Consider the following 21627-nt stretch of genomic DNA (forward strand, 5'->3'; position numbering starts at 1 on the left):
TGAACGAAGGACTGGAGCCAGAAAAGCAACGGGTGATCACCTCCGATCTTGTCCGGCTTCGAGTCACGACGGCCGCACTCGCATCGGACGCCGAAGGTTGGGACGAACGATTGGCCTCAACAAAAGGAAGATTGTTAGACTTAGGGCAAAGGGTTGGTGGATGGGGAAATAATCTTCGAGATGCAGATCGGCGGATCTCAGGGCGGAGCGCTTCTGCTATCGCGCAACGACGCCTTCGCCAATTCAGGGAGGGGGTGCAGAACGCTGAAAACAAACTTTCCCAGATAAGGAGTGGCATTCCGGCGGTCGAAGATTCTTTGGTTGAAGGTGAAACGGACCTTCGCGAGCTTAGTCGCGAACTTGCTCCTCTCAGTGAAAAAATCGAAGATATTCAGGTTGAGGGAATTACATCAAATCCTCCCCTCCCAGACTATCGGCCAAAAAGAAGAGAAGCTGGAACGAATATCGATGATTTAAAGTAAACCGAACGGATGACTGCTTCCGGGCAGAGCGCGCAGCCCGTAGAATAGCGGAGATTGGAGCGCAAAGCGGATAACGACCTACTCCGCGGTCAAGTTTGAAATTGAAATTCCGAGTCCTAAAAAAGGCATCGAACCAATACATTAGAGGGATTTTGCGGGCCTTTTGCGGGCTTTTCAGCTTGACCGAAATATCTAAACATCAGAAATTAAACGGAAAAGAAGTTCGAATGTGATGCCTCTTCTGGCACCATTTACCCTTCTCAGGACAGCTCAAAACGTCCCAGAAGTGGCTGTTTTCCGACATTTTTTTGTGGTATATGTTTCTCACCGGAAACGGCTTGATACCATCACATACCATGAAGTTGATGGTATTTTTGATGGTATAGGCAAGGGTGGATGAGGAGATACCATCATGGCGCTGTCAGCGGTGGCGATCAAAGCTGCAAAGAGTCGTGATAAGCCGTACAAGCTTGCCGATCGCGACGGACTTTATCTGGAAGTCTCGCCGACGGGCGCCCGCAGCTGGCGGATGAACTACCGCTACCTTGGCAAGCAGAAGACGCTTACGTTTGGAAGGTGGCCGGCGGTCGGCCTCGCAGATGCACGCAAGAAGTGCGACGCTGCGCGCGAGGTGCTCGCCCGCGGAGACGACCCTGGCGAGCAGGCGAAACTTGAGCGCATTGCCGCTAGTGTCGCGTCCGCAAGCAGCTTCGAGGCTGTGGCGGAGGAATATCTCGCGAAGATCGAAAAAGAGGGTCGCTCCTCCGTCACCATGAAGAAGAAACGGTGGCTGATCGGCTTCATCGACAAGTCCATTGGCAAGCGGCCAATCAGCGCCATTTCGGCCCCGGAACTGCTGCTCACCCTTCGCAAAATGGAAAAGAAAGGGAAGTACGAAACGGCGAGGCGGCTCCGCAGCACCTGCAGCCAGATCTTCCGATATGCAATCGCCACGGGACGCGCCGAACGTGACGTGACCGTGGACCTCAGAGGAGCACTGATTGTACCGAAAGCGGTCCATCGACCGGCGATAACCGATGCCTCTAAAGTCGGCGGCTTACTGCGCTCAATCGAGTCGTTCGACGGTCACCCCACTACACAGATTGCGCTAAAGCTGGTCCCGCATGTCTTCGTTCGGCCGGGAGAGTTACGCCACGCCGAATGGACCGAGTTCGATTTAGACGCAAACGTATGGACGATTCCGGCGGAGAAAACGAAAATGCGTCGGCCGCACGCAATCCCGCTGTCACGCCAAACGTTGGAAATCATCGCATCGATCGAGCACGACGCAGACTACAGTCGCTTTTTGTTTCCCTCGCTGCGCTCGGTTCAGCGACCCATGTCGGAGAACACCATCAACGCCGCCCTCCGGCGCATGGGTTACGCCTAGGATGAGATGACCGGCCACGGCTTCCGCGCGATGGCGGCGACGCTTCTCAACGAGATGGGCCTTTGGAACCCCGACGCGATAGAGCGGCAACTCGCACATCAGGACAGCAATGCCGTTCGTCGCGCCTACGCGCGCGGGGAGTTTTGGGAAGAGCGTGTTCGCATGATGCAGCACTGGTCCGATTATCTCGATGAACTGCGCGCCGGAGCAAAGGTTTTGAAAGGCGACTTCGGTCAGCGAGCGACGCATTCAAGCTAAGCCATCAAGCTCGTCGGCATCGTAGCCCATCGGATCGGCGATCCAGCGTTTCACCTCGGATTCCCGCCACCCCGTTCCTCGGGTGCTTATCCGAATTTGCCGAGGAAACGTGCCCTCGTCGATTTTGCGATAGAGCGTCGAACGGGTGAGGCCCGTTTGATCGAGTACGGTCTTGAGGCGTATGATCCGATCGGCGTTCGGCATGGGATGCCCTTCCATTTCCTGTGAGTTAGCGGCGCTCCCTGAGACTAGATTGCCGACTGATTTGCAGCCCGCAACCCATTCTCCGCCGGTATCGAAAAGGAACGGGGATGTGTCGGCAAATACTGATCTGCGGCGGTGCTTTGCGGCGGGTTTCTCCCCGGGGCGGCTCCGGGCGCTGATCGACATCTCGTGGCTTGGTCCGAGAGAGGAAGAGGGCGGCGGCTATCGCCGTGACGGTTCGAGTGTCGGGAGAGAGGCTCCCGGCCGGGCCGTCGCGGAGACATGTCATGACACAAATTCAAGTTCTCGACGCGAGCCCCGACCGGAGCGGCGGCTACAAGGTGGACGTAGGCCGCGGTCAGCGGATCGACCGGGTTTCGTCCGAGTGGTTCAGCCGCCCGGCCGACCAGCGCTATCTGTCGCTGACCGATCTAATGACGGCGGTGAAGGGTAGTGCCGAGCGCAGTCGCACGCGTACGGTCGAGAGCGCGGCGATTCGGGTCGAGGCTAATCGCGACGATCCCGAGCGGCTCGCGTTGGTCCTGCCGGACGCCGAGCAACCGGTCGCGCCAACCCATTGGAGCTTTGGCCAGCTGGCGAGCCTGGTGAGCGCGCCTGCGGCGTATCTGCGGCAGCTTCCTGCGCCGCTCGCTGCGATCAACCTGCAATATGGTCTCAGCAATCACCGTGCCGAACAGGTCAAGACGCTGGAGACCGAGGATGGCCGCACCGAGCTGCGCGCCGTCACCGGCCCGGACTATGGCCGTATTTACGACCATGATCTCGTCGCGGCGGTGCAGCGGATCGCCGGCAACGGCACGGGGGACACGCGTTGGAAGGTGCCCGGCGTTCTCGACTGGTCGACCGGCGTCTACAATCCGATGGTCGACGTCACGCAGGATACGACGACGCTCTATGCGTCGGACCGCGACGTGTTCCTGTTCCTGGTCGACGATCTCAACCCGATCGAGGCGGGCAAGCTGCCCGATGGTTCGCCCGATCTGTTCTTTCGCGGCTTCTATTGCTGGAACAGCGAGGTCGGCGCGAAAACGCTCGGCATCGCCAGCTTCTATCTGCGTGCCGTCTGCCAAAACCGCAATCTCTGGGGCGTCGAGGACTTCCAGGAGATCAGCATCCGGCACTCCAAATATGCCGCCAATCGCTTCGCGCACGAAGCTGCGCCGGCACTGGCCCGGTTTGCCGATTCTTCGCCGCAGCCGTTCGTCGACGGCATCCGTCAGGCCCGCGAACGTATCGTCGCGCGCTCCGACGAGGACCGCACCGACTTCTTGAGGAAGCGCGGCTTCGGCAAGGCGGAGACGGCGAAGATCGTCGAGACGGTGCTCGCCGAGGAAGGCCGGCCGCCGGAGTCCGTGTTCGATTTTGTCCAGGGCATCACCGCCTATGCGCGGGGCAAGCCGCAGCAGGACGCCCGGCTCGACCTCGAGTCCCGCGCCAAGAAGCTGCTCGACCGGTTGGCGGCGTAGCGCTTCAGTCCGGCCATCCGTCCAGTACGCGGCGTCGCTCTCTTCAGAGGAAGAGGGCGGCGCTGCGCTTCGTGACGGGTCGAGGGATCGGGAGAGAGGCTTCCGGCCGGCCCGTCATGGAGAAGACCCATGACCAAGTCAGTCAAGACCATCGCGCTCAGCCCCTCGCGGGACATCCCGTTCGAAAAGCTGGTGCTCTCCCAGGCGAACGTCCGGAAGATCAAGGCCGGCGTCTCGATCGCGGAACTTGCCGAAGACATTGCACGGCGTACGCTGCTCGCCAGCATCACCGTGCGCGCCGTCACCGATGCCCGTGGCAAGGAGACCGGCATGTTCGAGGTGCCGGCGGGCGGGCGGCGTTACCGCGCGCTCGAACTTCTCGTGAAGCAGAAGCGCCTGCCGAAGAACGCGCCCGTCCCTTGCGTGGTGCGCGAGGGCGGCTGCGCCGAGGAGGACAGTTTGGCGGAGAACGTCCAGCGCGCCCCGCTCCATCCGCTCGACCAGTTTCGCGCCTTTCAGGCGATGCGCGAGACCGGCATGTCCGAGGAGGAGATCGCCGCGGCGTTCTTCGTCTCGGCCAACGTCGTCAAGCAGCGGCTGAAGCTCACGTCGGTCAGCGAACCATTGCTCGACGCCTTCGCCGGTGACGAGATGAACCTCGACCAGCTGATGGCGTTCACCGTCAATCCCGACCACACGCGGCAGGAGCAGGTGTGGGAAGCGGTACGGCAGAGCTACAACAAGCAGCCCTACCAGATCCGCCGCATGCTGACCGAGGACGCGGTGCGCGCCGCCGACAAGCGCGTGCAGTTCGTCGGCATCGACGCCTATGTCGAAGCGGGCGGGTCGGTCATGCGCGACCTGTTCGAGAGCGACGACGGCGGCTGGCTGCAGGATGTCGGCCTGGTCGACATGCTCGTCACCGAGAAGCTCAACGAGGAAGCGGAGGCGGTCCGGTCCGAGGGCTGGAAGTGGATCGAGGTCGGGCTCGATTTTCCCTATGGCCATACCCCCTTCGCCGTCGCCGCCGAGTAGGTCCCCGCTCCCCGGACTTGCTCCACCTCGAGGGTCCGCCGATCCCCCCGGCGGACCCTCTTTCTGTCTCAAGGAGGATGAGATGCACGACGCATCCGACCTCGCGCGCCGGCTTGCGCGCAATGCCGAAGGCGTCTGCCGGCACTATCTGCCGAACGGACGCCGCCAGGGGCGCTATTGGCTCGTGGGCGACGTCGAGGGCACGCCTGGGCGCAGCCTGTTCGTGCGGCTCGTCGGACCCGAGGCGGGCAAAGGCGCTACCGGCAAATGGACCGACGCCGCAACCGGCGAACATGGCGACGCGCCGGGAGCGGCGGCGATGAGCGACGATACGCACGCGCCTGACGCCGAACCGGTCGCTCCGCCGGCGACGTCGCAGACGGTGCCTCCCGATCCGCGCCCGTTCCAACTCCGCGGCGATCCGCCGCGGGTCATGCGCCTGTCGCGCAAGGTGCTCGCGGTCGTGGGTGTCGTCGCCGGACTCGGCATCGGCGGGTCGCTGATCTACGCGCTCCTGCCCGCCGAGGAGCGCGCTTCGGAAGAGCTCTACAACACCGAGAGCCGATCGCAGTCCGAGGCGGTCACCTCAGGGCCGCGCGACTATGCTGATGTCCCGCAGCTTGGCCCGCCGCTGACGGCGAACGTCTATGACAGTCCGACCGGCCGTATCCTGCTCGTTCCGCAGGGCGCGCGGCCGATCGGTGAATATGACAGCGAGATCGCCGCCGGGCAGACCCGCGTGCTGCTCGCCTGGAACCGGCTTATCATGCCGGGTGGCCTTTCGATCATTCTCGAGCGCCAACTCGCCGCCGACGCAGCCGGCTTTGCTGGGCTGCAGGACCGCGTCGACCAGCGCCGGGGCAATCTGCTCAGGGCCGCGGCCGTCTCGACGCTGCTCGGCGTCGGCGCCGAATTGGGCGCGGACGGGGAGGACGATCTCGTCCGCGCACTGCGTCGCGGTCCGCAAAGTACGATCAACCAGGCCGGCCAGCGGATCGTCGATCGGCAGCTCAATGTACAACCAACGCTCACCATCAGGCCCGGCCATCCGCTTCGGGTGATCCTGACCCGCGATCTGATCCTCGAACCCGTCGGAGGAAATCGATGACCAAACTCAAACTCGGCCCGCTGGTCGACGACAAGCCGGTCAAGCTTAGCGTCGAGCTTCCGGCTGCGGTGCATCGCGATCTTGTCGCCTATGCCGACGCGCTTGCGGCTGAAACCGGCGGCGATGCCGTCGCGCCGGAGAAACTGGTCGCGCCGATGCTGGCGCGGTTCATGACAACCGATCGCGAGTTCGCCAAGGCGCGGCGCAAGGCCAGCGGCTGACAGCTATCAGAAGCTCATTCGCCAAGAAACCGCCTGCGGCGTTCCTCTGCGTCGTTCTTGATCAATGCCTCTTCGGCATCGGCACATTCCGTGCCGCGCACCGAGCCGTCGCGGCAGTCTACGACGACCTGCCGCGCTTCTGCCACGTGCTCAACGAAATTCTGGACGCCGCGCGGCTCATTTGACCCTGACCCGGAAACTGGCGACGGAACCGACGGGGCGGCGGGAAGAGCGATGATCGGACGTAAGTACGAATCCCGCGCGGAACCCGATCTCCAGTACGACGAGCATGATGATCCCAGCCTTGCTTTGCGTCATGGCCGTTCTCTTGGAGACTATATCCTTTCTGTGGTCGCCGCGATCTCGAACGACAGTGCGTAGCGACTGCGCACGAAAGCGAGGAACCGCTTGAGGGCAGGGTTGGGGTTGTCTTCCCGCCAATATCCCGAATATGCGATCAGCGCCGGACCTTGCTCGCCATGCACCGGGCGATAGGTGACATCGGGATAGAGGGCGCCGGTCGTGCCCGCGCAGGAAACCGAAAGCATTCGGGTCTCTCCAAGAAAGCTGAGGATCGTCTCGCGACTGACCGGACGGAGCTGAATGTCCGGACGCGCGCCCGACTGCCAAAGTCTACCGATCAGCATGTCGCGGATGTCCGGGCCGGGATCGGCGGTCGGCAGCATAAAGCGCTGCCCACGCAGATCAGTCCAGTTGACAGTGTCACGCTCATAGAGTGCGTGACCCTTCGACATCGCAGCGACGACGTGCTCGCTCCAGAACGAGGCGTGCCGACAATCATCGCGGGCGATCTCGCCCATCAAGATGGCTATATCGATCTCGCCGCTGTCGAGACCCGCGAAAAGTGCACTGCGGTCCGATTCGACGCCGTTGATTTTAAGGTCAGGGTTCTCGCGTTGCGCGGCGACCAGCGTAGCACGAAGGTTTCCAGCAGAGACGGAGTTGTTGAACCCGACAACGAAACCTCCTGCACGGCCACTGCCCGCCGCGCGCGTGTTGGCGATCATCCGGTCCGCATTGGCGACCATAGGTCGGGCGCTGCGCAGAAATCGCAACCCGGCGGTCGTTGGAGCTACACCCGAGTGTGACCTCAAGAATAGCTGAGCGCCGACCGATCGTTCGAGCTTCATAACTGAGCGACTGAGCGTTGATTGTTCAACATCAAGGGCGCGGGCGGCGCGATAAAAGCTGCCGTGATCCGCTGCAGCGATTGCATATCTTAGTTGACGAATGTCGAATGCCAATTACGAGCCCCGGATGTTGACGGTACAATCATCACTTTCCTGATTTCGAGCTGGCGGACTGTGCGCCAAAGAACCACGCGTACAGAACGGGCACCGCGCCCAATGTGATTGCCAGAGCAAACACCAAACCAAACGCGATAGCGCTGGCCAAGCCGTAGAAAAGCACGTCCTGTCCGATGATGAGCGGTAGGAGTCCGAGGATCGTGGTGATCGTCGTCATCAGGATTGGTCGGAACCGGCGCATGCCGGCCTGGACCACCGCTTCGGCTACTTGCTCAACGTCAGCATCGTCGCGCGTTTTGCCTTCATCGTGTGCACGTTTCTCCGCTTCACTGCGCTCGATCTCGCAGCGGTCGACGAGAACGATGGCATTGTTGATGATAATGCCAAACAGAGCGAACAGGCCGAGGATCACCATGAAGCCGAAATCGGCCTGCATGATATGAAGCCCGGCTGCCGCACCGATCACGCCCAGAGGAACGACTAGGAGAACGACACCGGCCTGTCGGAACGCACCGAACTGGATCACCAGCATGATGACGATCAGCCCCATCATCAGGGGCAGATTGGCGAGCAGCGCGCTGGTGCCTTCCGAGCTCTCGGCGATAATGCCGTCCCATTCTATATGATGACCCGGCGGCAGCATCGCCTCGAGCTCGTCGAGCTTGTCCTGCACCATCGGAACCATGTCCTGCGGGGTGACCGAGGTAGGACGCGCTTCGACCGTGAGCGTCTTGATCAGGTTCTCGCTCTGGATGCGTCCCCGTTGCGGGACAAGCGAAGCCATCGCTACTTCACCCAACTGTACGACCGCTCCTTCCGCCCCGACAAGCGTCACCGCTTCCAGTCGGGCCGGATCGGTGCGCTCGATTTCGGGAGCACGAATGACGATCGGCGCGAGATCATCGCCGTCGCGATAGACGCCTACGGATTGCCCCGAGAAATAGGTCGTGAGCGCACGCGAGACGTCGGCCGAGGTCACGCCCGCCGCACGCGCGGCCGCTTGGTCGACCTCGACCCTGTATTGCATGGACGGTTCTTCCCAATCGGAGAAGATGTCGATCGTCCCTTCGACCTCGCGCAGGATGCCCGCGAGCTTGTCGCCCGTTTCAAGCAGGACATCGGGGTCCGGGCCGCGAACCTGCACCTGGATCACGTTGGGATCGCTCGGCCCGAGGAACATCCCCGCGATCCGCATCCGAGTGTCGGGAAAGGCCACGGCCATGTCCTGCCGCAATTGCTCGACACCGGCATCGCGCACCTCCGCGTCCTTCGCGTTGATGACGAGGAAACCCCTATTGGGGGCTGGGTCCGATGGTGCGAGCGACAGCACGAAGCGCGGTCCCCCAAACCCTGAATAGGAAGCCACGCTGTCGAAGTCTGGATAGCGCTCGTCATCGTCAATGAACTCGGAGATCGCCTGAACCTTTTCGTCCATCGCAACGCTCGAGGTTCCTACGGGCATGTCGGCATAGACGAGTATCTGCGCACGGTCGGACGAGGGGAAGAATTGTTGCGGAACCAGCTGCAGCGATGCCGCTGCGATAGCAAACAGCGCGGCCATGCCGCCAAGATAGAGCTTGCGATGCGCGAGCGCCCAGCGAAGAAGCTTCTCGTAGCGCGCCGATCCCCAGTCGAACGTTTCGTCAACCTTGGCCCTGATCTTGCCCTTCTGTTGCTCCTCGGGTGGCCTGGCGAACCAATAGCACAGGGTGGGGATCACCGTGACCGCGATCAGCCAAGAGCTCGACAGAGCGATCAGGATGACGAGCGAAATGTTGCGCGTGTATTCACCCGATTCCTGCTGCGCGAGCATGAGCGGCAGGAACACAAGGATAATGGTGAGTGTCGACGCGAGGAGCGGCCCGGCGAGTTCTCCGCCCGTCTGACCGATAGCCTTGCGCCGGTCGATGCCTTCGGCGAGGCGCTGTTCGAAATCCTCCGCGATCACAATGCCGTTATCGACCAGCAGGCCGAGCGCGATAACGATGGTTGCAAGGCTCATACGCTCTAGCTTGATGCCGTACATGCCCATGATTGCGAGTGTGATCAGCACGACCGCAGGAACCACTGCGCCGATTACGAGCCCCGTGCGAAGGCCAAGGAAGAGGATCATGGTCGCAAGCACGATGGCGAACGTCTGGAGGACGTTGAAGCTAACGCCGTAGACAGCGTTCTTCACCTGCTCGGCCTGCCAGGTCATGGTTTCAAGCGTTATGCCCGCGGGCAGCGACTGGCGCACGTCGTCGATCGTTTCCTGCGCGCGATCGGCGTAGTTGATCACGCTTTGCGCCTCGTCCATCGAGATGGCGAAGACGATGGCAGGATCACCGTTGAAATAGGCGCGCTGCAACGGAGGATCGATAGATCGTTTGCTGACCTGCGCGTAATCGCCGAGCCGGATGGTCCCTGCCGGGCCGAGGTCGAGATAAAGGTTTCTGACGTCTTCAAGTGTTTCGAAGGCGCCCGACGGTTCGATCGACAATCGGCGGCTTTCGGTCTCGATTGCGCCACCGGGCGCCACGACGTTCTGCTGTGCGAGCGCCGCAGCGACCGCATCGAGCGGAACGCCGAGTTGGGCGAGCACCGCATTGCTCATCTCGATATAGACCCGCTCCTGCGGTCGACCCAGGATGTCGACGCGCTTGGTGCCGGGAATGGTGTAGAGCTGGTCGCGCACATGCTCCGCAAGATCGCCCAGCTCGTCCATCGGGAAATCGGCAGATTGCAACGCCAGCGTAATGACCGCGACATCGCCGAACTCGTCGTTGATGATTGGCGCCATCGTACCTTCGGGGAACTGGCCCACAGTCTCCTCGACCTTTTCGTCCAGTTCGTCCCACGCCTGATCAAGATCGTCGGTGGCGAAGGCGACTTCGGCATGGATAATCGATTGTCCCTCCATTGAAGTGGCACGCACTTCGTCGACCTCGGGCATCGTCTTGATAGCTTCGGCGAGCGGGGTGGTGATGAGGGTCTCGACCCGTGTCGCGTCCATCCCCGGATGCGCGGTAACGACCACGGCTTCGCGGATAGTGATCGTGGGGTCCTCGCGCGCGGGAAGCGTGAAATAGCTCGCGACGCCGTAGATCATCGCGAGCACGACGATGAGTAAAACCGCCGCGCGGTAGCGGAAGCCGAGTTCCGAAAGATTGCTCACGATGCGAACCGCCGCGCGCCGGCGCCGATCAGACTGACGCGCTCACCGGTTTGCAGAAAGGCTGCTCCCTTGCTGACGACGACGTCGCCGCTCTTCAGCCCGCTCGTTACCGTAACGCGGTTCTCGCTCGCCGCTTCGAACCGGATGGTGCGCGCGGAAACTTTATCGGTTTGCGTGTCGACGACCCATACCTCTCCGCGATCGGGACCGGTGGGCATGATGGCGGTCAGCGGTATCGCGTAAGTGGCGGACTGTGGCCGCGGTTCTTCGTTACCGGCGTCGCGAGACAGGCGAACCTCGGCCACCTCGCCGGGCTCGATCGTCCCTTCACCGGCCATCACCCGTGCGACGATTTCGAAGGCGCCCGGCCCGCTGCCGCGGCTGGAAATCTCGGTGATGGTCGCCGCAAGAGCTGGCACGTCGCGTCCCGGTCGGAGCACCTCGACCGATTGACCGGTGGCAAGCCGATCGCGCAGCGTTCCGGGGACGCTGAAGACCACTTCGGTTCCGAAACCGTCGAGCTCGAGCACCGGCTGGCCGGGGGAGACCTGGGTGCCCGGCTCGACGATCCTGCGCGCCACACGACCCGAAAAGGGGGCGCGCAATCGGGTATCGGAAAGCGTCTCGCGCGCCGAGCCAGCCTGCGCCTGCCCGGCATCTAGAAGGGCCTCGAGACTGTTTACCTCGGCATCGGCGGTCTCCAGCCGCGTCTCGGAGGTTGCACCCTCGGCAAAGAGCGCGCGCTGTCGCTCCGCTTCCTGTCGGGCGCGCGCAAGCCGCGCGCGGGTTTCGACGACCTGCGCGTCGGCAGACGCGGCATTGAAGCGATAGGTCGCGGAATCGAGTGTCGCGACCACCGCGCCGCGTCCGACCCGATCGCCGATCTCGGCGCGTACGGAGGTGAGGGTCCCACCGACTTCGAAGCTGAGTGACGCGCGCTGTTCGGCGCGTACGCGCGCCGGGAAGGTCACTTGATCGTCGGATGTGGTTTCCGAAGCGCCGACTTCGACCCAGGCGACAGGTCTGGGCTCGGGCGGTTTTTCCGTTTCGGAACAGCCAGCCAGCAAGAAGGCTGACCCAAAAAGGGCGAGGGTATGTTTCACGATGGGTCTCCCGATGGTGCGGCCTGCCAGCCGCCGCCGAGTGCGGCGTACAGCCCCGCCATGGCAAGACTCGCCTGGCGATAGGCAATCGCTCGGCCGCGTTCCGCATTCCGCAGACCCCGCTCAGCCTCTTGCAAGCGAAGCTGGTCGATCGCGCCGTACTGGAACTGGATGCGGGCGAGGCGGTAATTTTCTGCCGAAAGGGTCGCGGCGCGCTCGCTCAGTGCAAGTGCCTCACGTCCCAGGTCGTAGCGGGCGATGGCCGTCTCGGTTTCCTCGAGCGCGGTTAGAATGCTTTGCTCGTAAGCAAGCGCAGCCCGGCGCGCTTCCAACTGAGCGAGATCGATTTCCGCGCGGATTCGACCGCCTTCGAAGACGCGCCACGACAAAAACGGCACGATGGAATAGCTGGTGCTGTCGCCATCGAAGAGCGTATCTAGCGCGATCGATGAGAAGCCCCCTGCCGCGTTGAGGCGCAGCTGCGGGAAAAGCTCGGCCCTCGCGACGCCAATCTCGGCGGTCTCGGCCGCCAGTTCGCGTTCAGCGCGCGCGATATCGGGGCGCCTTCGGAGCAGATCGGCGCGCAGGCCGACAGGCACGTCGAGCAGCGCGACCTCGTTCCGATCCTCGGTCGCGAGCGCGATCTCTCGTTCCGGCAACCCGCCGATCAGCGGCCCGAGAGCCAGGGCAGCAGCCCTTATCTCGACATCGAGGCGCGGAAGCTCGGCTTCGATGCGGGCGAGCTCGCTTTCAACGAGCAGCAGGTCGGCACGCGATATTTCGCCCTCGCGAAGCTGAATATTCGAGAGCGCCAGCAGTTCGCGCTGCGCCGCGATGCTGGCGAGAAGCGCGCCGCGCTCGGATTGGTATCCGATCAGGGCAAGATAGGTCGAAGCCGTCTCGATGGCCACGGCGAGCCGTGCACCGTTGGCGGCTGCAATCGCGCCTTCGATGCGCGCATCGCCCGCTTCCAGAGCGCGGCGCGTTTGGCCCCATAGGTCGATCTGCCAGGCGAGCGACCCCCCGACATCGTAGATTTCAAGTTCTCGCTGAAAGCCGGGGATCTGTGCAAAACCCGGATTGGCGTTGAGGCTTTGCTGCAGCGCGGTGACGGAGGCATCGGCTCCGACCGATGGAAGCGCGGAAGCCCTGATTTGCGCGCGTCGCGCCCGCGCTTCCTCGACCCGAAGGAGTGCCTGTCGGATCGTCAGATTGTCCTGCAGCGAAGCTTCGACCAGCCGAGTGAGCACCGGATCGCCCAGATTGCGCCACCAGGCGATGAATTCCGCTTCGGCGACCGGTACGCTTTCCCGATCGATCCAGTCGGTCGCTGTCGCCTCGATAGGAGGCCGCTCGTAATCAGGACCGACCGTGGCGCAGCCTGCCAGACCCGCCGAAAAAACGGCGGCTATCCATCGGCGATGGTGGCCTGGTCGCATTGTGAGTCTGATCATAATGGGCTGGCCTGCTAGGCGATTCGCTCTGAACCGTCTAGTACAATCTAGAACGAATTTGCTAAGTCAGTCGCTTGTTCCTGAAGGATTTCAGCAGCCGCTCCTGCGCGAAAGTCGCGTTAAGGCGCTGAGAAGATACGAAATATGTCGAATAACTTAGCGAGAGATCAATAGGTATATCGATTCCGAACGCCAAGCAGAAAAGCTACCCAAAAGTTCATCATGAACCTTCGGGTTGGCTTTCTGAAACCGAATCGCCTATGGCCACTTTCAGATCGGAACGAAGTGGAGCAGATGAACAAGATCACGCAGACGAAGAAGCGGGCGGCTATTCTCGCCGGGGCTCAGCGCGTGTTCGTACGCGAGGGGTTCGAGGGTACCAGCATGGATGCAGTGGCGCGCGAGGCGAAAGTCGCCAAGCCGACGCTCTACAATCACTTTCGCGACAAGAACGCACTTTACGTTGCGGTGGTCGAGCATTCCTTGACCCGGGTGCGCAGCGAGATCGTACCACCGGAATTGCGTGACATGACCGCGACCGAAGGTCTCAAGGTCATCACCACGCGCCTCGCACGCATGTTCGGGCGTGACGACGACGTGCTGCGTCTGTGCCGCATCTGCATCGGCGGCTTCGACCGCTTTCCGCTCGCTACTTCGACCTTCATGTATAGCGGCCCCCAACGCGGCAACCGCGAAGTAGCGAGCATGATCGCGCTATGGGCCGGGCGGGGCGAGCTAGCGTGCGACGATCATGAACTTGCCGCCCAGCAATTGGGTGAACTTTGCAAGGTCGGGATTTTCGATCCGCGCTTGTACGGCTCGCGCGAGAAGGCGTCGATCGACGAATGTCACCGGATTGCTGCGGCCGCGTATCAGACCTTCATGGCGCGATATGGCAAATAGGAGCATGCGACGCAGGCCTGGTATCGCCTCGCGGATACCAAGACGGACATCGCCGGGAGCGATGCTTTTGATCGTCCTTTCTGCCGCGCTCGGTGCCTGCGCAACTCTGCCCGAGCGCGAAGACGTTTCCTCGGCGGCGCGGATGGGTGGACAACTCGTTGATTTCACCGGCACGCGGTTCGATACAGAGGCATCAATCGAGATTATCCGGCCATGGCATGATCGCTGGATGGCGGAGAGGCGAGCCTCGGGTGACGACGAACCGATCGACCTGCTGGCCATCTCCAGCGGGTCGGACAAAGGAGCCTTCTCGGCAGGCTTCCTTACGGGCTGGAGCAAACGCGGCGACCGGCCCGACTTCGATCTCGTCATCGGGGTCAGCACCGGCGCGCTTATCGCGCCTTTTGCTTTTCTAGGTCCAAGCGAGGACGACGCTTTGCGCCGCCTCTACACGACAATCGACGCGGACGACATCTACCGTCAGCGTGCGATCTCCGGGCTGCTCGGTGGACCAGCTTTTGCAACCAGCCGTCCCTTGCTCGAAATGATCGAGCGCGAGGTTTCGCCCGAACTTGTCGAGCGGATCGCAGAGGAACACCTGAAGGGTCGCCGCCTTCTGGTAACTACGACCAATCTTGACACGCAGCGCGGCACGATCTGGGATCTGGGTTCTATCGCCGTCTCGCCGATGCCCAACCGCGAGCATCTTATCGAGAGTCTCCTTCTAGCCTCCTCGAGCGTCCCTGCGCTGATGCCGCCCGTAATGATCGATGTCGAGGCGGACGGGCAGCCCTTCCGCGAAATGCATGTTGACGGCGGCACCGCAGGAAGCTTCCTCGCGATACCGCCCAGCATCCTGTGGGGACAGGCCGAGCTCCGTGAGCGAGCGGATGTGACTAACGGCTCCTTCACCATTCTGTATAATGGCCGCCTTGCGCCGCAGGTCGAAGGCGTCGAGCCAACGGCTTTTTCGATCCTGCGCCGCTCGATCGAAACCATGATCGCCCATGCCGATAGGAACATCCTACGGTCCTATCGCGAATTCGCCGTCCATCATGGCGTAACGCTTGCGGTCTACCAGATCGGTGACGATTTCGATGATGACGCCTTCCCAGACGAGCAGTTCGATTCCGCATTCATGCAGGCCCTGTTCGCCCATGGCGAAGAGCAGGGACGTCAGTGATGATGTAGGGGCCTGCCGGCCTCCTACGGCGTTGGCCGTCGGGTTGCGAAGGCCAGCAAAAAGCATCTGTCAATGCCAGCGGACGCTGCATCTGAATGCTAATTTTTGTTCTCTCGGGCCTGCTGGTAGTTGCATTGAACTGCGCGAAACAGGTCACCTTCATGGGCGCGGCTATCGCTTTGCTCAACCGGTTGGTCGCGGATCGCGTCAAACCGACAACGCTCCAATTCATGGTCGCGGTCGTTCTAACTGGATTCTGGCTGATGCTTGGGTTGGTTTGCTCAGTCTGCCTTTGGGCGTCACGTCAGTCTGGAGAAGTAGGGCCGACGCACCCATGAAGCATCTAGCTAAACCGGACATCATCGCAACTCCGCTTGAAGGCGTTACCAGTTGCGGTTGGGTTCTGACAGACAGCGGTCTGGGTCTCAACCCGCGCAGACCGGATCGCAACTCTGTCGAAGAAGTCAGCCGATATCTCGCGAGGTTGCCTGGTTTTGACGTCGAACCGCTACAGCGTACTTGGCTGATGGTATGAGGCTTGGCACCGCACGCATCGGCCCGACGTGACCGCGGCGCAGCGCGACCATGGCTGGGAAGCGCTGACCGGCAAGCAAGCCGACTGGAACAGCGGGCTTGTGCCGCGCATGACAATGCTCGAGCACCTCTATGTGCTGTGCCTCGCGCAGCGCTGGGACATCCACCTCATGTGGTCGCATTATACTAGCGCGCATCATGGCTTCGCGATCTGCTACAAGCGCGAGATCGTGACCGCGCTCGCGACGCTGCCCGATTACGAGATGCACGGCGATGTTGTCTATGGCGATGCGGTGCCGGACTTGCGCTGGTTTTCCGGACCGCCCCAAGACATCATGCTGCCGGTCTTGCTGACCAAATCGTCGGACTGGGCCTATGAAGCCGAGCACCGCGTCGTGGTGACCGGGCCGCCGGGCAAGGAAGCGCTGTTCCATGCGATTGACCCCGACCTGATCGCCGGCGTGATCCTCGGCGCGCGCGTGCCAGAGGCTCTGGTCGGAAAGGCGCTGGCGCTTCGCAAGGCTCGCCCGGATTTCACGGTAGAGGAAGTCGGTTCAGCCCGTGACACCTACAAGCTGACTACTCACCGGATCGAAGACAACGTCCGACGGATGCGCGGATTTCTTTGAACAGGTCAACAACGACTCCGATGAACACGCCAGCAAGCATCCGCCCCGCAAGGCGCAAGATCACCCGCGCCGGAGGCAACAGCCCGATGATCGGCTTCAGCACAGTCGACTTGATCAGGATATCGTATTGCCTGCTCTCGCTATGATCGTTCGTAATTATGTTACGAACGGCTTCGATATCCAACACGAAGACCAATGCAAAACACATCCGCGTCTTGAGGATTATGGAGTGCCGTCTTAGGAGGATGCAAACGGTTGACTAGGCGCTGCGTGCACATGAAATATCTCGATCACGACGGCGCTGACTCTTTTTATCTGGCTAGCATTACCGGTTCTGAGCGTCCGGAGATCCCAGCCATGTCCCGGGCTGGGCGCCCTTTAATCCGGTAATGAGCCCCGCAATGACCAGCAAGCCCGAGGCCCCGGTAGCAACGGCGACGATACCGGCTTGTTGTCCGCCCGCGGCGTAGATTCCTGCCAGAGCCCACAGGAATACCAGCGCATATGGCGGGTTCCCGCGTCCGCGTGCGACCGCGAGGGCCCCGATAATGCCGCCGATGATCACGATTCCGGCGCTAATTGCAGCCGCAGCATCACCGCCCTCGATTCCGTGATACCTCAGCGATGCCGCGATGTTCACGATCGTTGCGGCCGTGAGCCAGGCTGCGAGAGCGCTGAGGGGTAGCACCACAAGCCAGCGCTTTATCCGCGTAAATGCGATTTCCCACCCGGCGAACACCCGGTACGTCCAAAGCAGACAGGCCAGCGTGAAAATAATGATCGCGGCCGAGATCGCCGAAAGACCAAAGGACTGCGTGTACAAGGCCCATACGGCGTTACCCATGAAGGCTCCTGCCGCCGGCCAACGCAGTCGTGCGAGCAACGGGTCATCGCGTTTTCGCGGCAGAACCTGGTAAATCGCAAACGCCAACGAGCCGGTGAAGAGCGGACCCCAGATCAAAAACGCCCACCCGGCGGGAGTGATCAGGGTCCGCACGTCATCCGACTGCGAGCCGATCCGCTCGCCGATACCAAGGCTCGGAAGGACCGGAACGAGGACCTGCAGGACAGCGGCCGCGATCACGAGCCAGCGGACTGCAAGGGAATGTCTGTCGGTTTCGTAAGGGGTGGTCGCCATCATATGCAAACCAACGCGAAAGCCATTGGTTTCTGCCTCGCCAGAAATGACTTTTTCAGCTCGGCCTACTCCTTCAATCCACATGATTGCGGCGGTCAACGCGTTCGCCGACATGTCCGGATGGGATTTAGTTTTCTCTTCGAGGCGGACGACCACTCAGATATTGCTTTGTTCTGGCGGCACACCAGCTGGCAGGCGCGCCGCGCATGTCGGGTCTTTGCGCAGTTCGATCTCGGCACCGAGACCGTAACAGCTCATCGAGATCGATCCCATCGAGTAGCCACGCACCAGCGCTTCGAGCGCCGCGCCTTCTGCCGATGCCAGGCCGGCAGCGTAAAGCAGCGGCAGGAAATGGTCCGGCGTCGGGACGGCTGCCGCGAAGTCCGGATGCTCGGCGAGTTTGAGAATGTCGGCGGGGTCGCGGAGAAGCTGTTCGGCCGCCGCGTCGTCGAACCGCTGGGCCCAGTCGAAGCCAAGGTTGGGCTGATCCCAGCGCAGCGCGCGCAGATTGTGCACCACATTGCCGCTGGCGAGGATCATCACGCCGCGATCCCGCAAGGCAGAGAGACGCCGCGCGAGATCGAGGTGGTAGTCGAGGGGCCGCGTCGCGTTAAGCGACAGCTGGACGACCGGAATGTCCGCGTCGGGATAGAGATGCGCAAGCACCGACCAGGTGCCATGGTCGAGGCCCCACTGGTCCTGATCGAGACCGACCCACTGGGGTTTGACCGCTTCAACGATTTCGCCGGCGAGATCGGGATCGCCCTTCGCGGGATAATCGAATGCGAAGAGCTCCTGCGGAAAGCCGTAGAAGTCGTGGATCGTCCTTGGCCTCGCCATCGCGGTCACTGCGGTCGCGCCGAAGTACCAGTGCGCCGACACCGCGAGGATTGCCTTGGGCCGGGGCAGCGTTCGCCCGAATGCCCGCCACGCATTGGTGTAGCCGTTGGCTTCGAGCGTGTTCATCGGGCTGCCGTGGCCAATGAAGAGAGCGGGCATGCGGGGCATTGGGAGTCTCCAGCAGGGTAATGAGACAGGGGATCAACGAAAGGGACGCAGGAATGTGCCGTCAGTTGCCGTTCGCCGTCTCGTTGAGCTTGAACTCGGCCTCCAGGGTCAGAGTGACCTCGTCACCCAGCATTGGCAGTCCGTAGATGATGCCGAAGTCGGACCGCTTGATCGTGGCCTCGCCGTCGAAGCCGAGGGTATATTTCTGATCGACCGGGTTAATGCCAGCCTGGTTGAAATCGGCTTCGATGGTCACCGGCCTGGTCACGCCGCGTAATGTGAGGTTGCCAGTGATCGCCGCGCTATCCCGGTCGATCAGCCTCATCGAAGTGGCGGCGAACTGCGCCTGCGGGAAGTTTGCCGTGTCGAGAAAATCGGCTGTCCTGAGGTGGCTGTCGAGCTGATCGTTGAGCGTCCCTACGCTGTCGGTATCGATGGTGGCCGAAAGCGTGCTCGCGGAAGGATTGCGGACGTCGAGATCGAGCGTGGCCGCGACATCGGTGAACTGCCCAACATAGGTCGAAAAGCCCATGTGATCGACCGACCAGGTGATCTTGCCGTGCGCAGGGTCGAGGACATAGCTACCCGAGCGGACCTCCACCGGATTTTGCGTCAGAGCGTCGCTCTGCGCGATGGCGCCTCCCGAAAGGACGGCAACGCCTAACGCAGCGATGATGGCATACTTGTGGTTCATGGTGGTTTCCTTGGACGATGGAGAGCCGAACCCCGCAGTCGGGGCAGGCCTAAACTGATTGATGGGGAACGGTGATCAGGCGGCGGTGCGCTCGATCCACGATGCGAAGGCATCGGCGAAGCTTTTGAAGAACTTCCGGGTGTCGTCGCTCTTGAACTCGCCCGCATCGTCGAACAGCTCCCAGCCGCCGCCAATGTAGGCTTCGGGTTGCTGCAGGACCGGCATGTCGAGAAACACCAGCGACTGGCGTAGGTGATGGTTCGCGCCGAACCCGCCGATTCCGCCCGGGGACACGGACATTACCGCCGTGGGCTTCTTCGCGAAGGCGCTCTGGCCGTAAGGCCTTGAGCCCACGTCGATCGCGTTCTTGAGCGCACCAGGCACCGAGCGGTTGTACTCGGGGGTCACGAACAGGACCGCATCGGCGGCAGAAATTTGCTCGCGGAAACGCGTCCACGGGGCTGGTGCGCCGGCGGCCTCGACATCCTCGTCATAGAGGGGAAGGTCGCCGATCTCGACGAACTCGAACGCGAGATTGTCGGGCGCCAACCGGGTGACCGCCTCGGCGGCTTTCCGGTTGACCGACGCCTTGCGCAGGCTGCCGACGACAACGGCGACTTTGTAGGACTTGGACATGAGGATCTCCTGAGAATAGTTCTGGATGAATGAAACGGTGGATCAGGCGGCGTCGACCAGGACGATTTCGCTGTCGTTGACCGCTGTGATCGTGAACCGGTCGAGGCCGGTGATCGCGACGCCGTCGCGTGCCTCGGCAGTCTGGTCTTCGATCCGGACACTGCCGGTTGCGGGAACCAAATAGAGGTGCCGGTAGGGCGTGGTTTCGTAGGTTACGCTCTCCCCGGCGCGGATCGTCGCGCCGAGAACCCGCGCCCCGGTGCGGATCGGGAGTGCATCATCGTCTCCGGGCAGCCCCGAAGCGAGCGTCACGAACCTGCCGGTACGGTCATCCTTGGGAAACGGGCGTGCACCCCAAGCGGGCTCGCCGCCGCGCTGGTCGGGAATGATCCAGATCTGGAAGATGCGGGTCGTCTTGTCCTCGAGGTTGTATTCTGAGTGCGTTACGCCCTTGCCGGCCGACATGACCTGGACATCGCCTGCCTCGGTTCGGCCCTCGTTGTTCATGCTGTCGCGGTGCGTGATGGCGCCCTCGCGGACATAAGTGATGATCTCCATATCGTTGTGGGGGTGCGGCGGAAAACCTGACCTCGCGGCGATGGTATCGTCGTTCCAGACACGCAGGCTGCCCCAGCTTGTCCGTGCAGGGTCGTGGTAACCGGCAAAGGAAAAGTGATGGTGCGCATCGAGCCAGCCGTGATTGGCGGACCCCAGCGTGTCGAATTTCCTGACCTCGATCATGTGATTTACTCCGTATCAGCGTCTTGAACCCGATATGGACCTTGAATTGCGATCGGAAAACCCGGATAAACTTGGCCTAAATGTTCCATGGAGTTGAACAGTGCAAATCGGCCAGCCTACCCTCGACCAGTTGCGTCTCTTCCTTGCGGTGCACGACGAAGGCAGCTTCAACGCCGCGGCGCGCAAGCTTGGCAGGGCGGTCTCGGTGGTCAGCTACGGGATCGTCACGCTCGAGGGGCAGCTTGGCGTCAGCCTGTTCGACCGCGAAGGATCGCGGCGCCCGCGGCTGACCGCTGCAGGCCGGTCGCTGCTGGCGTCGGCGCGGGCCGTGATCGACGATGCCGACGATCTTGTCGCCAGGGCGCGCAGCATCCATGCAGGCGTCGAAACCGAAGTGTCGCTGGCGCTCGATGTCATGGTGCCGTTCGGTGCGGTGTCGGCGATCCTTCAGGATTTTCAGCAGGCGTTCCCGCTGGTCGATTTGCGGCTGCACGTCGAGGCGCTGGGCGCCGTGGCCGCACTTCTCCTCCATTCGCGCGCCGACCTGGCGGTGGCCGGCCCCGTGCTGCTCGATCTGCCCGAACTCGAGCGCAAGGAAATCGGCAGCGTCGAACTGGTACCGGTCGCCGCGCCAGGACACCCACTCTCGCAGCTGGCCGAAATCCGTCCTGGCCAGGCCCGCAATTACCTGCAGCTCGTCCTGACCGACCGTTCCACCTATACCGAAGGGCAGGACTTTTCGGTAGTGAGCCCGCGCAGCTGGCGACTGGCGGACCTTGGGGCGAAGCGCGCGCTTCTTATCGGGGGCAGCGGTTGGGGCAATATGCCTCGCCATCTGGTCGCGGATGACATCGCCGAAGATCGTCTGAGGATCCTTGATCTCCCCGAAGGCACGAGCGTGGATTACCGGCTCTCGGCCTTGTGGCGCAAGGACCGGCTGCCGGGTCCTGCGACGGCATGGTTGCTGCAGGCGCTCGAGAGAGCGTTATAACCC

Annotated in this window: 17 protein-coding genes and 3 pseudogenes; 10 read left to right on the top strand and 10 right to left on the bottom strand. The window is 62.1% G+C overall.

The features are described from left to right. Together ED21_RS15635 and ED21_RS10405 are read left to right on the top strand one after the other, a co-directional pair. Positions 1-482: pseudogene (locus ED21_RS15635) on the top strand (ABC transporter substrate-binding protein); the annotation flags it as partial. A gap of 412 nt (positions 483-894) precedes the next feature. Beyond that, positions 895-2130, top strand: a pseudogene (locus tag ED21_RS10405) (tyrosine-type recombinase/integrase). Here the strand turns inward: ED21_RS10405 and ED21_RS10410 are convergent. Beyond that, the gene (locus ED21_RS10410; RefSeq protein ID WP_034922374.1) at positions 2122-2334 is read right to left on the bottom strand and encodes an AlpA family transcriptional regulator; all 213 of its coding nucleotides are present in this window, start codon (positions 2332-2334) and stop codon (positions 2122-2124) included. The pseudogene ED21_RS10405 and the gene ED21_RS10410 overlap by 9 nt on opposite strands. A 287-nt stretch (positions 2335-2621) precedes the next feature. Here ED21_RS10410 and ED21_RS10415 point away from each other — a divergent pair, with 287 nt between their 5' ends. The 4 genes and pseudogenes from ED21_RS10415 to ED21_RS10430 all read left to right on the top strand — a co-directional run bounded on the left by ED21_RS10415 (position 2622) and on the right by ED21_RS10430 (position 6185). Continuing rightward, complete coding sequence (locus ED21_RS10415) at positions 2622-3821, top strand: hypothetical protein (RefSeq protein WP_006833863.1); 1200 nt, start codon at positions 2622-2624, stop codon at positions 3819-3821. 129 nt (positions 3822-3950) lie between these two features. After that, positions 3951-4829: pseudogene (locus ED21_RS10420) on the top strand (ParB/RepB/Spo0J family partition protein); the annotation flags it as partial. Positions 4830-5175: 346 nt separating this feature from the next. Further along, positions 5176-5964 (top strand): TrbI/VirB10 family protein, encoded by a 789-nt coding sequence (locus tag ED21_RS10425; RefSeq protein WP_034922380.1) that lies wholly within the window; start codon positions 5176-5178, stop codon positions 5962-5964. Beyond that, the gene (locus tag ED21_RS10430) at positions 5961-6185 is read left to right on the top strand and encodes a DUF2274 domain-containing protein (protein WP_006833866.1); all 225 of its coding nucleotides are present in this window, start codon (positions 5961-5963) and stop codon (positions 6183-6185) included. The genes ED21_RS10425 and ED21_RS10430 overlap by 4 nt, the downstream gene beginning before the upstream one ends. Positions 6186-6520: 335 nt before the next feature. Here ED21_RS10430 and ED21_RS10440 read toward each other — a convergent pair whose 3' ends face one another. The 4 genes from ED21_RS10440 to ED21_RS10455 are packed head-to-tail and all read right to left on the bottom strand — an operon-like array spanning position 6521 to position 13167. After that, on the bottom strand, positions 6521-7450 hold the full coding sequence (locus tag ED21_RS10440) for a LysR family transcriptional regulator (protein WP_034922319.1): 930 nt from the start codon (positions 7448-7450) through the stop codon (positions 6521-6523). A gap of 31 nt (positions 7451-7481) precedes the next feature. Then, positions 7482-10610, bottom strand: a complete 3129-nt coding sequence (locus ED21_RS10445; protein ID WP_006833870.1) for an efflux RND transporter permease subunit — start codon at positions 10608-10610, stop codon at positions 7482-7484. After that, positions 10607-11713, bottom strand: coding sequence for an efflux RND transporter periplasmic adaptor subunit (locus ED21_RS10450; protein WP_192796942.1), 1107 nt, complete (start codon positions 11711-11713; stop codon positions 10607-10609). Before ED21_RS10450 ends, ED21_RS10445 begins: the two co-directional genes overlap by 4 nt. Further along, a complete protein-coding gene (locus ED21_RS10455) occupies positions 11710-13167 on the bottom strand; it encodes an efflux transporter outer membrane subunit (RefSeq protein WP_066842334.1) in 1458 nt (485 codons plus the stop codon). The genes ED21_RS10450 and ED21_RS10455 overlap by 4 nt, the downstream gene beginning before the upstream one ends. A gap of 294 nt (positions 13168-13461) precedes the next feature. On the opposite strand from ED21_RS10455, the gene ED21_RS10460 reads away from it, so the two are divergent. The 3 genes from ED21_RS10460 (at position 13462) to ED21_RS10470 (ending at position 16416) form a co-directional block, all read left to right on the top strand. Continuing rightward, positions 13462-14070 (top strand): TetR/AcrR family transcriptional regulator, encoded by a 609-nt coding sequence (locus ED21_RS10460; RefSeq protein ID WP_006833873.1) that lies wholly within the window; start codon positions 13462-13464, stop codon positions 14068-14070. A gap of 61 nt (positions 14071-14131) precedes the next feature. Next, positions 14132-15253, top strand: a complete 1122-nt coding sequence (locus tag ED21_RS10465; RefSeq protein ID WP_006833874.1) for a patatin-like phospholipase family protein — start codon at positions 14132-14134, stop codon at positions 15251-15253. 563 nt (positions 15254-15816) lie between these two features. Beyond that, positions 15817-16416 (top strand): DUF2971 domain-containing protein, encoded by a 600-nt coding sequence (locus tag ED21_RS10470; RefSeq protein ID WP_006833876.1) that lies wholly within the window; start codon positions 15817-15819, stop codon positions 16414-16416. Between the two features lie 325 nt (positions 16417-16741). Here ED21_RS10470 and ED21_RS10475 read toward each other — a convergent pair whose 3' ends face one another. The 5 genes from ED21_RS10475 to ED21_RS10495 form a co-directional block, all read right to left on the bottom strand. Further along, complete coding sequence (locus ED21_RS10475; protein ID WP_006833877.1) at positions 16742-17710, bottom strand: hypothetical protein; 969 nt, start codon at positions 17708-17710, stop codon at positions 16742-16744. After that, complete coding sequence (gene ygiD, locus ED21_RS10480; protein WP_006833878.1) at positions 17711-18562, bottom strand: 4,5-DOPA dioxygenase extradiol; 852 nt, start codon at positions 18560-18562, stop codon at positions 17711-17713. A 61-nt stretch (positions 18563-18623) separates the two neighbouring features. Further along, complete coding sequence (locus tag ED21_RS10485) at positions 18624-19256, bottom strand: YceI family protein (protein ID WP_006833879.1); 633 nt, start codon at positions 19254-19256, stop codon at positions 18624-18626. Positions 19257-19331: 75 nt separating this feature from the next. Then, positions 19332-19892, bottom strand: coding sequence for an NADPH-dependent FMN reductase (locus ED21_RS10490; protein WP_006833880.1), 561 nt, complete (start codon positions 19890-19892; stop codon positions 19332-19334). A 42-nt stretch (positions 19893-19934) separates the two neighbouring features. Next, positions 19935-20633 carry a pirin family protein gene (locus tag ED21_RS10495; RefSeq protein WP_006833881.1) on the bottom strand — a complete coding sequence of 233 codons (699 nt, stop codon included), beginning with the start codon at positions 20631-20633 and terminating at the stop codon, positions 19935-19937. A gap of 100 nt (positions 20634-20733) precedes the next feature. Here ED21_RS10495 and ED21_RS10500 point away from each other — a divergent pair, with 100 nt between their 5' ends. After that, the gene (locus ED21_RS10500) at positions 20734-21624 is read left to right on the top strand and encodes a LysR family transcriptional regulator (RefSeq protein ID WP_006833882.1); all 891 of its coding nucleotides are present in this window, start codon (positions 20734-20736) and stop codon (positions 21622-21624) included. The last annotated feature ends 3 nt before the right edge of the window (positions 21625-21627 follow it).

Source organism: Erythrobacter sp. SD-21, assembly GCF_000181515.1.
Classification (GTDB): domain Bacteria; phylum Pseudomonadota; class Alphaproteobacteria; order Sphingomonadales; family Sphingomonadaceae; genus Qipengyuania.

What these genes read in the sequence shown, in the direction of transcription:
- ED21_RS10410 (WP_034922374.1), bottom strand. Translation starts at nt 2,334, where the DNA reads ATGCCGAACGCCGATCGGATCATACGCCTCAAGACCGTACTCGATCAA.
- ED21_RS10415 (WP_006833863.1), top strand. Translation starts at nt 2,622, where the DNA reads ATGACACAAATTCAAGTTCTCGACGCGAGCCCCGACCGGAGCGGCGGC.
- ED21_RS10425 (WP_034922380.1), top strand. Translation starts at nt 5,176, where the DNA reads ATGAGCGACGATACGCACGCGCCTGACGCCGAACCGGTCGCTCCGCCG.
- ED21_RS10430 (WP_006833866.1), top strand. Translation starts at nt 5,961, where the DNA reads ATGACCAAACTCAAACTCGGCCCGCTGGTCGACGACAAGCCGGTCAAG.
- ED21_RS10455 (WP_066842334.1), bottom strand. Translation starts at nt 13,167, where the DNA reads ATGATCAGACTCACAATGCGACCAGGCCACCATCGCCGATGGATAGCC.
- ED21_RS10460 (WP_006833873.1), top strand. Translation starts at nt 13,462, where the DNA reads ATGAACAAGATCACGCAGACGAAGAAGCGGGCGGCTATTCTCGCCGGG.
- ED21_RS10465 (WP_006833874.1), top strand. Translation starts at nt 14,132, where the DNA reads ATGCTTTTGATCGTCCTTTCTGCCGCGCTCGGTGCCTGCGCAACTCTG.
- ygiD (WP_006833878.1), bottom strand. Translation starts at nt 18,562, where the DNA reads ATGCCCCGCATGCCCGCTCTCTTCATTGGCCACGGCAGCCCGATGAAC.
- ED21_RS10485 (WP_006833879.1), bottom strand. Translation starts at nt 19,256, where the DNA reads ATGAACCACAAGTATGCCATCATCGCTGCGTTAGGCGTTGCCGTCCTT.
- ED21_RS10490 (WP_006833880.1), bottom strand. Translation starts at nt 19,892, where the DNA reads ATGTCCAAGTCCTACAAAGTCGCCGTTGTCGTCGGCAGCCTGCGCAAG.
- ED21_RS10495 (WP_006833881.1), bottom strand. Translation starts at nt 20,633, where the DNA reads ATGATCGAGGTCAGGAAATTCGACACGCTGGGGTCCGCCAATCACGGC.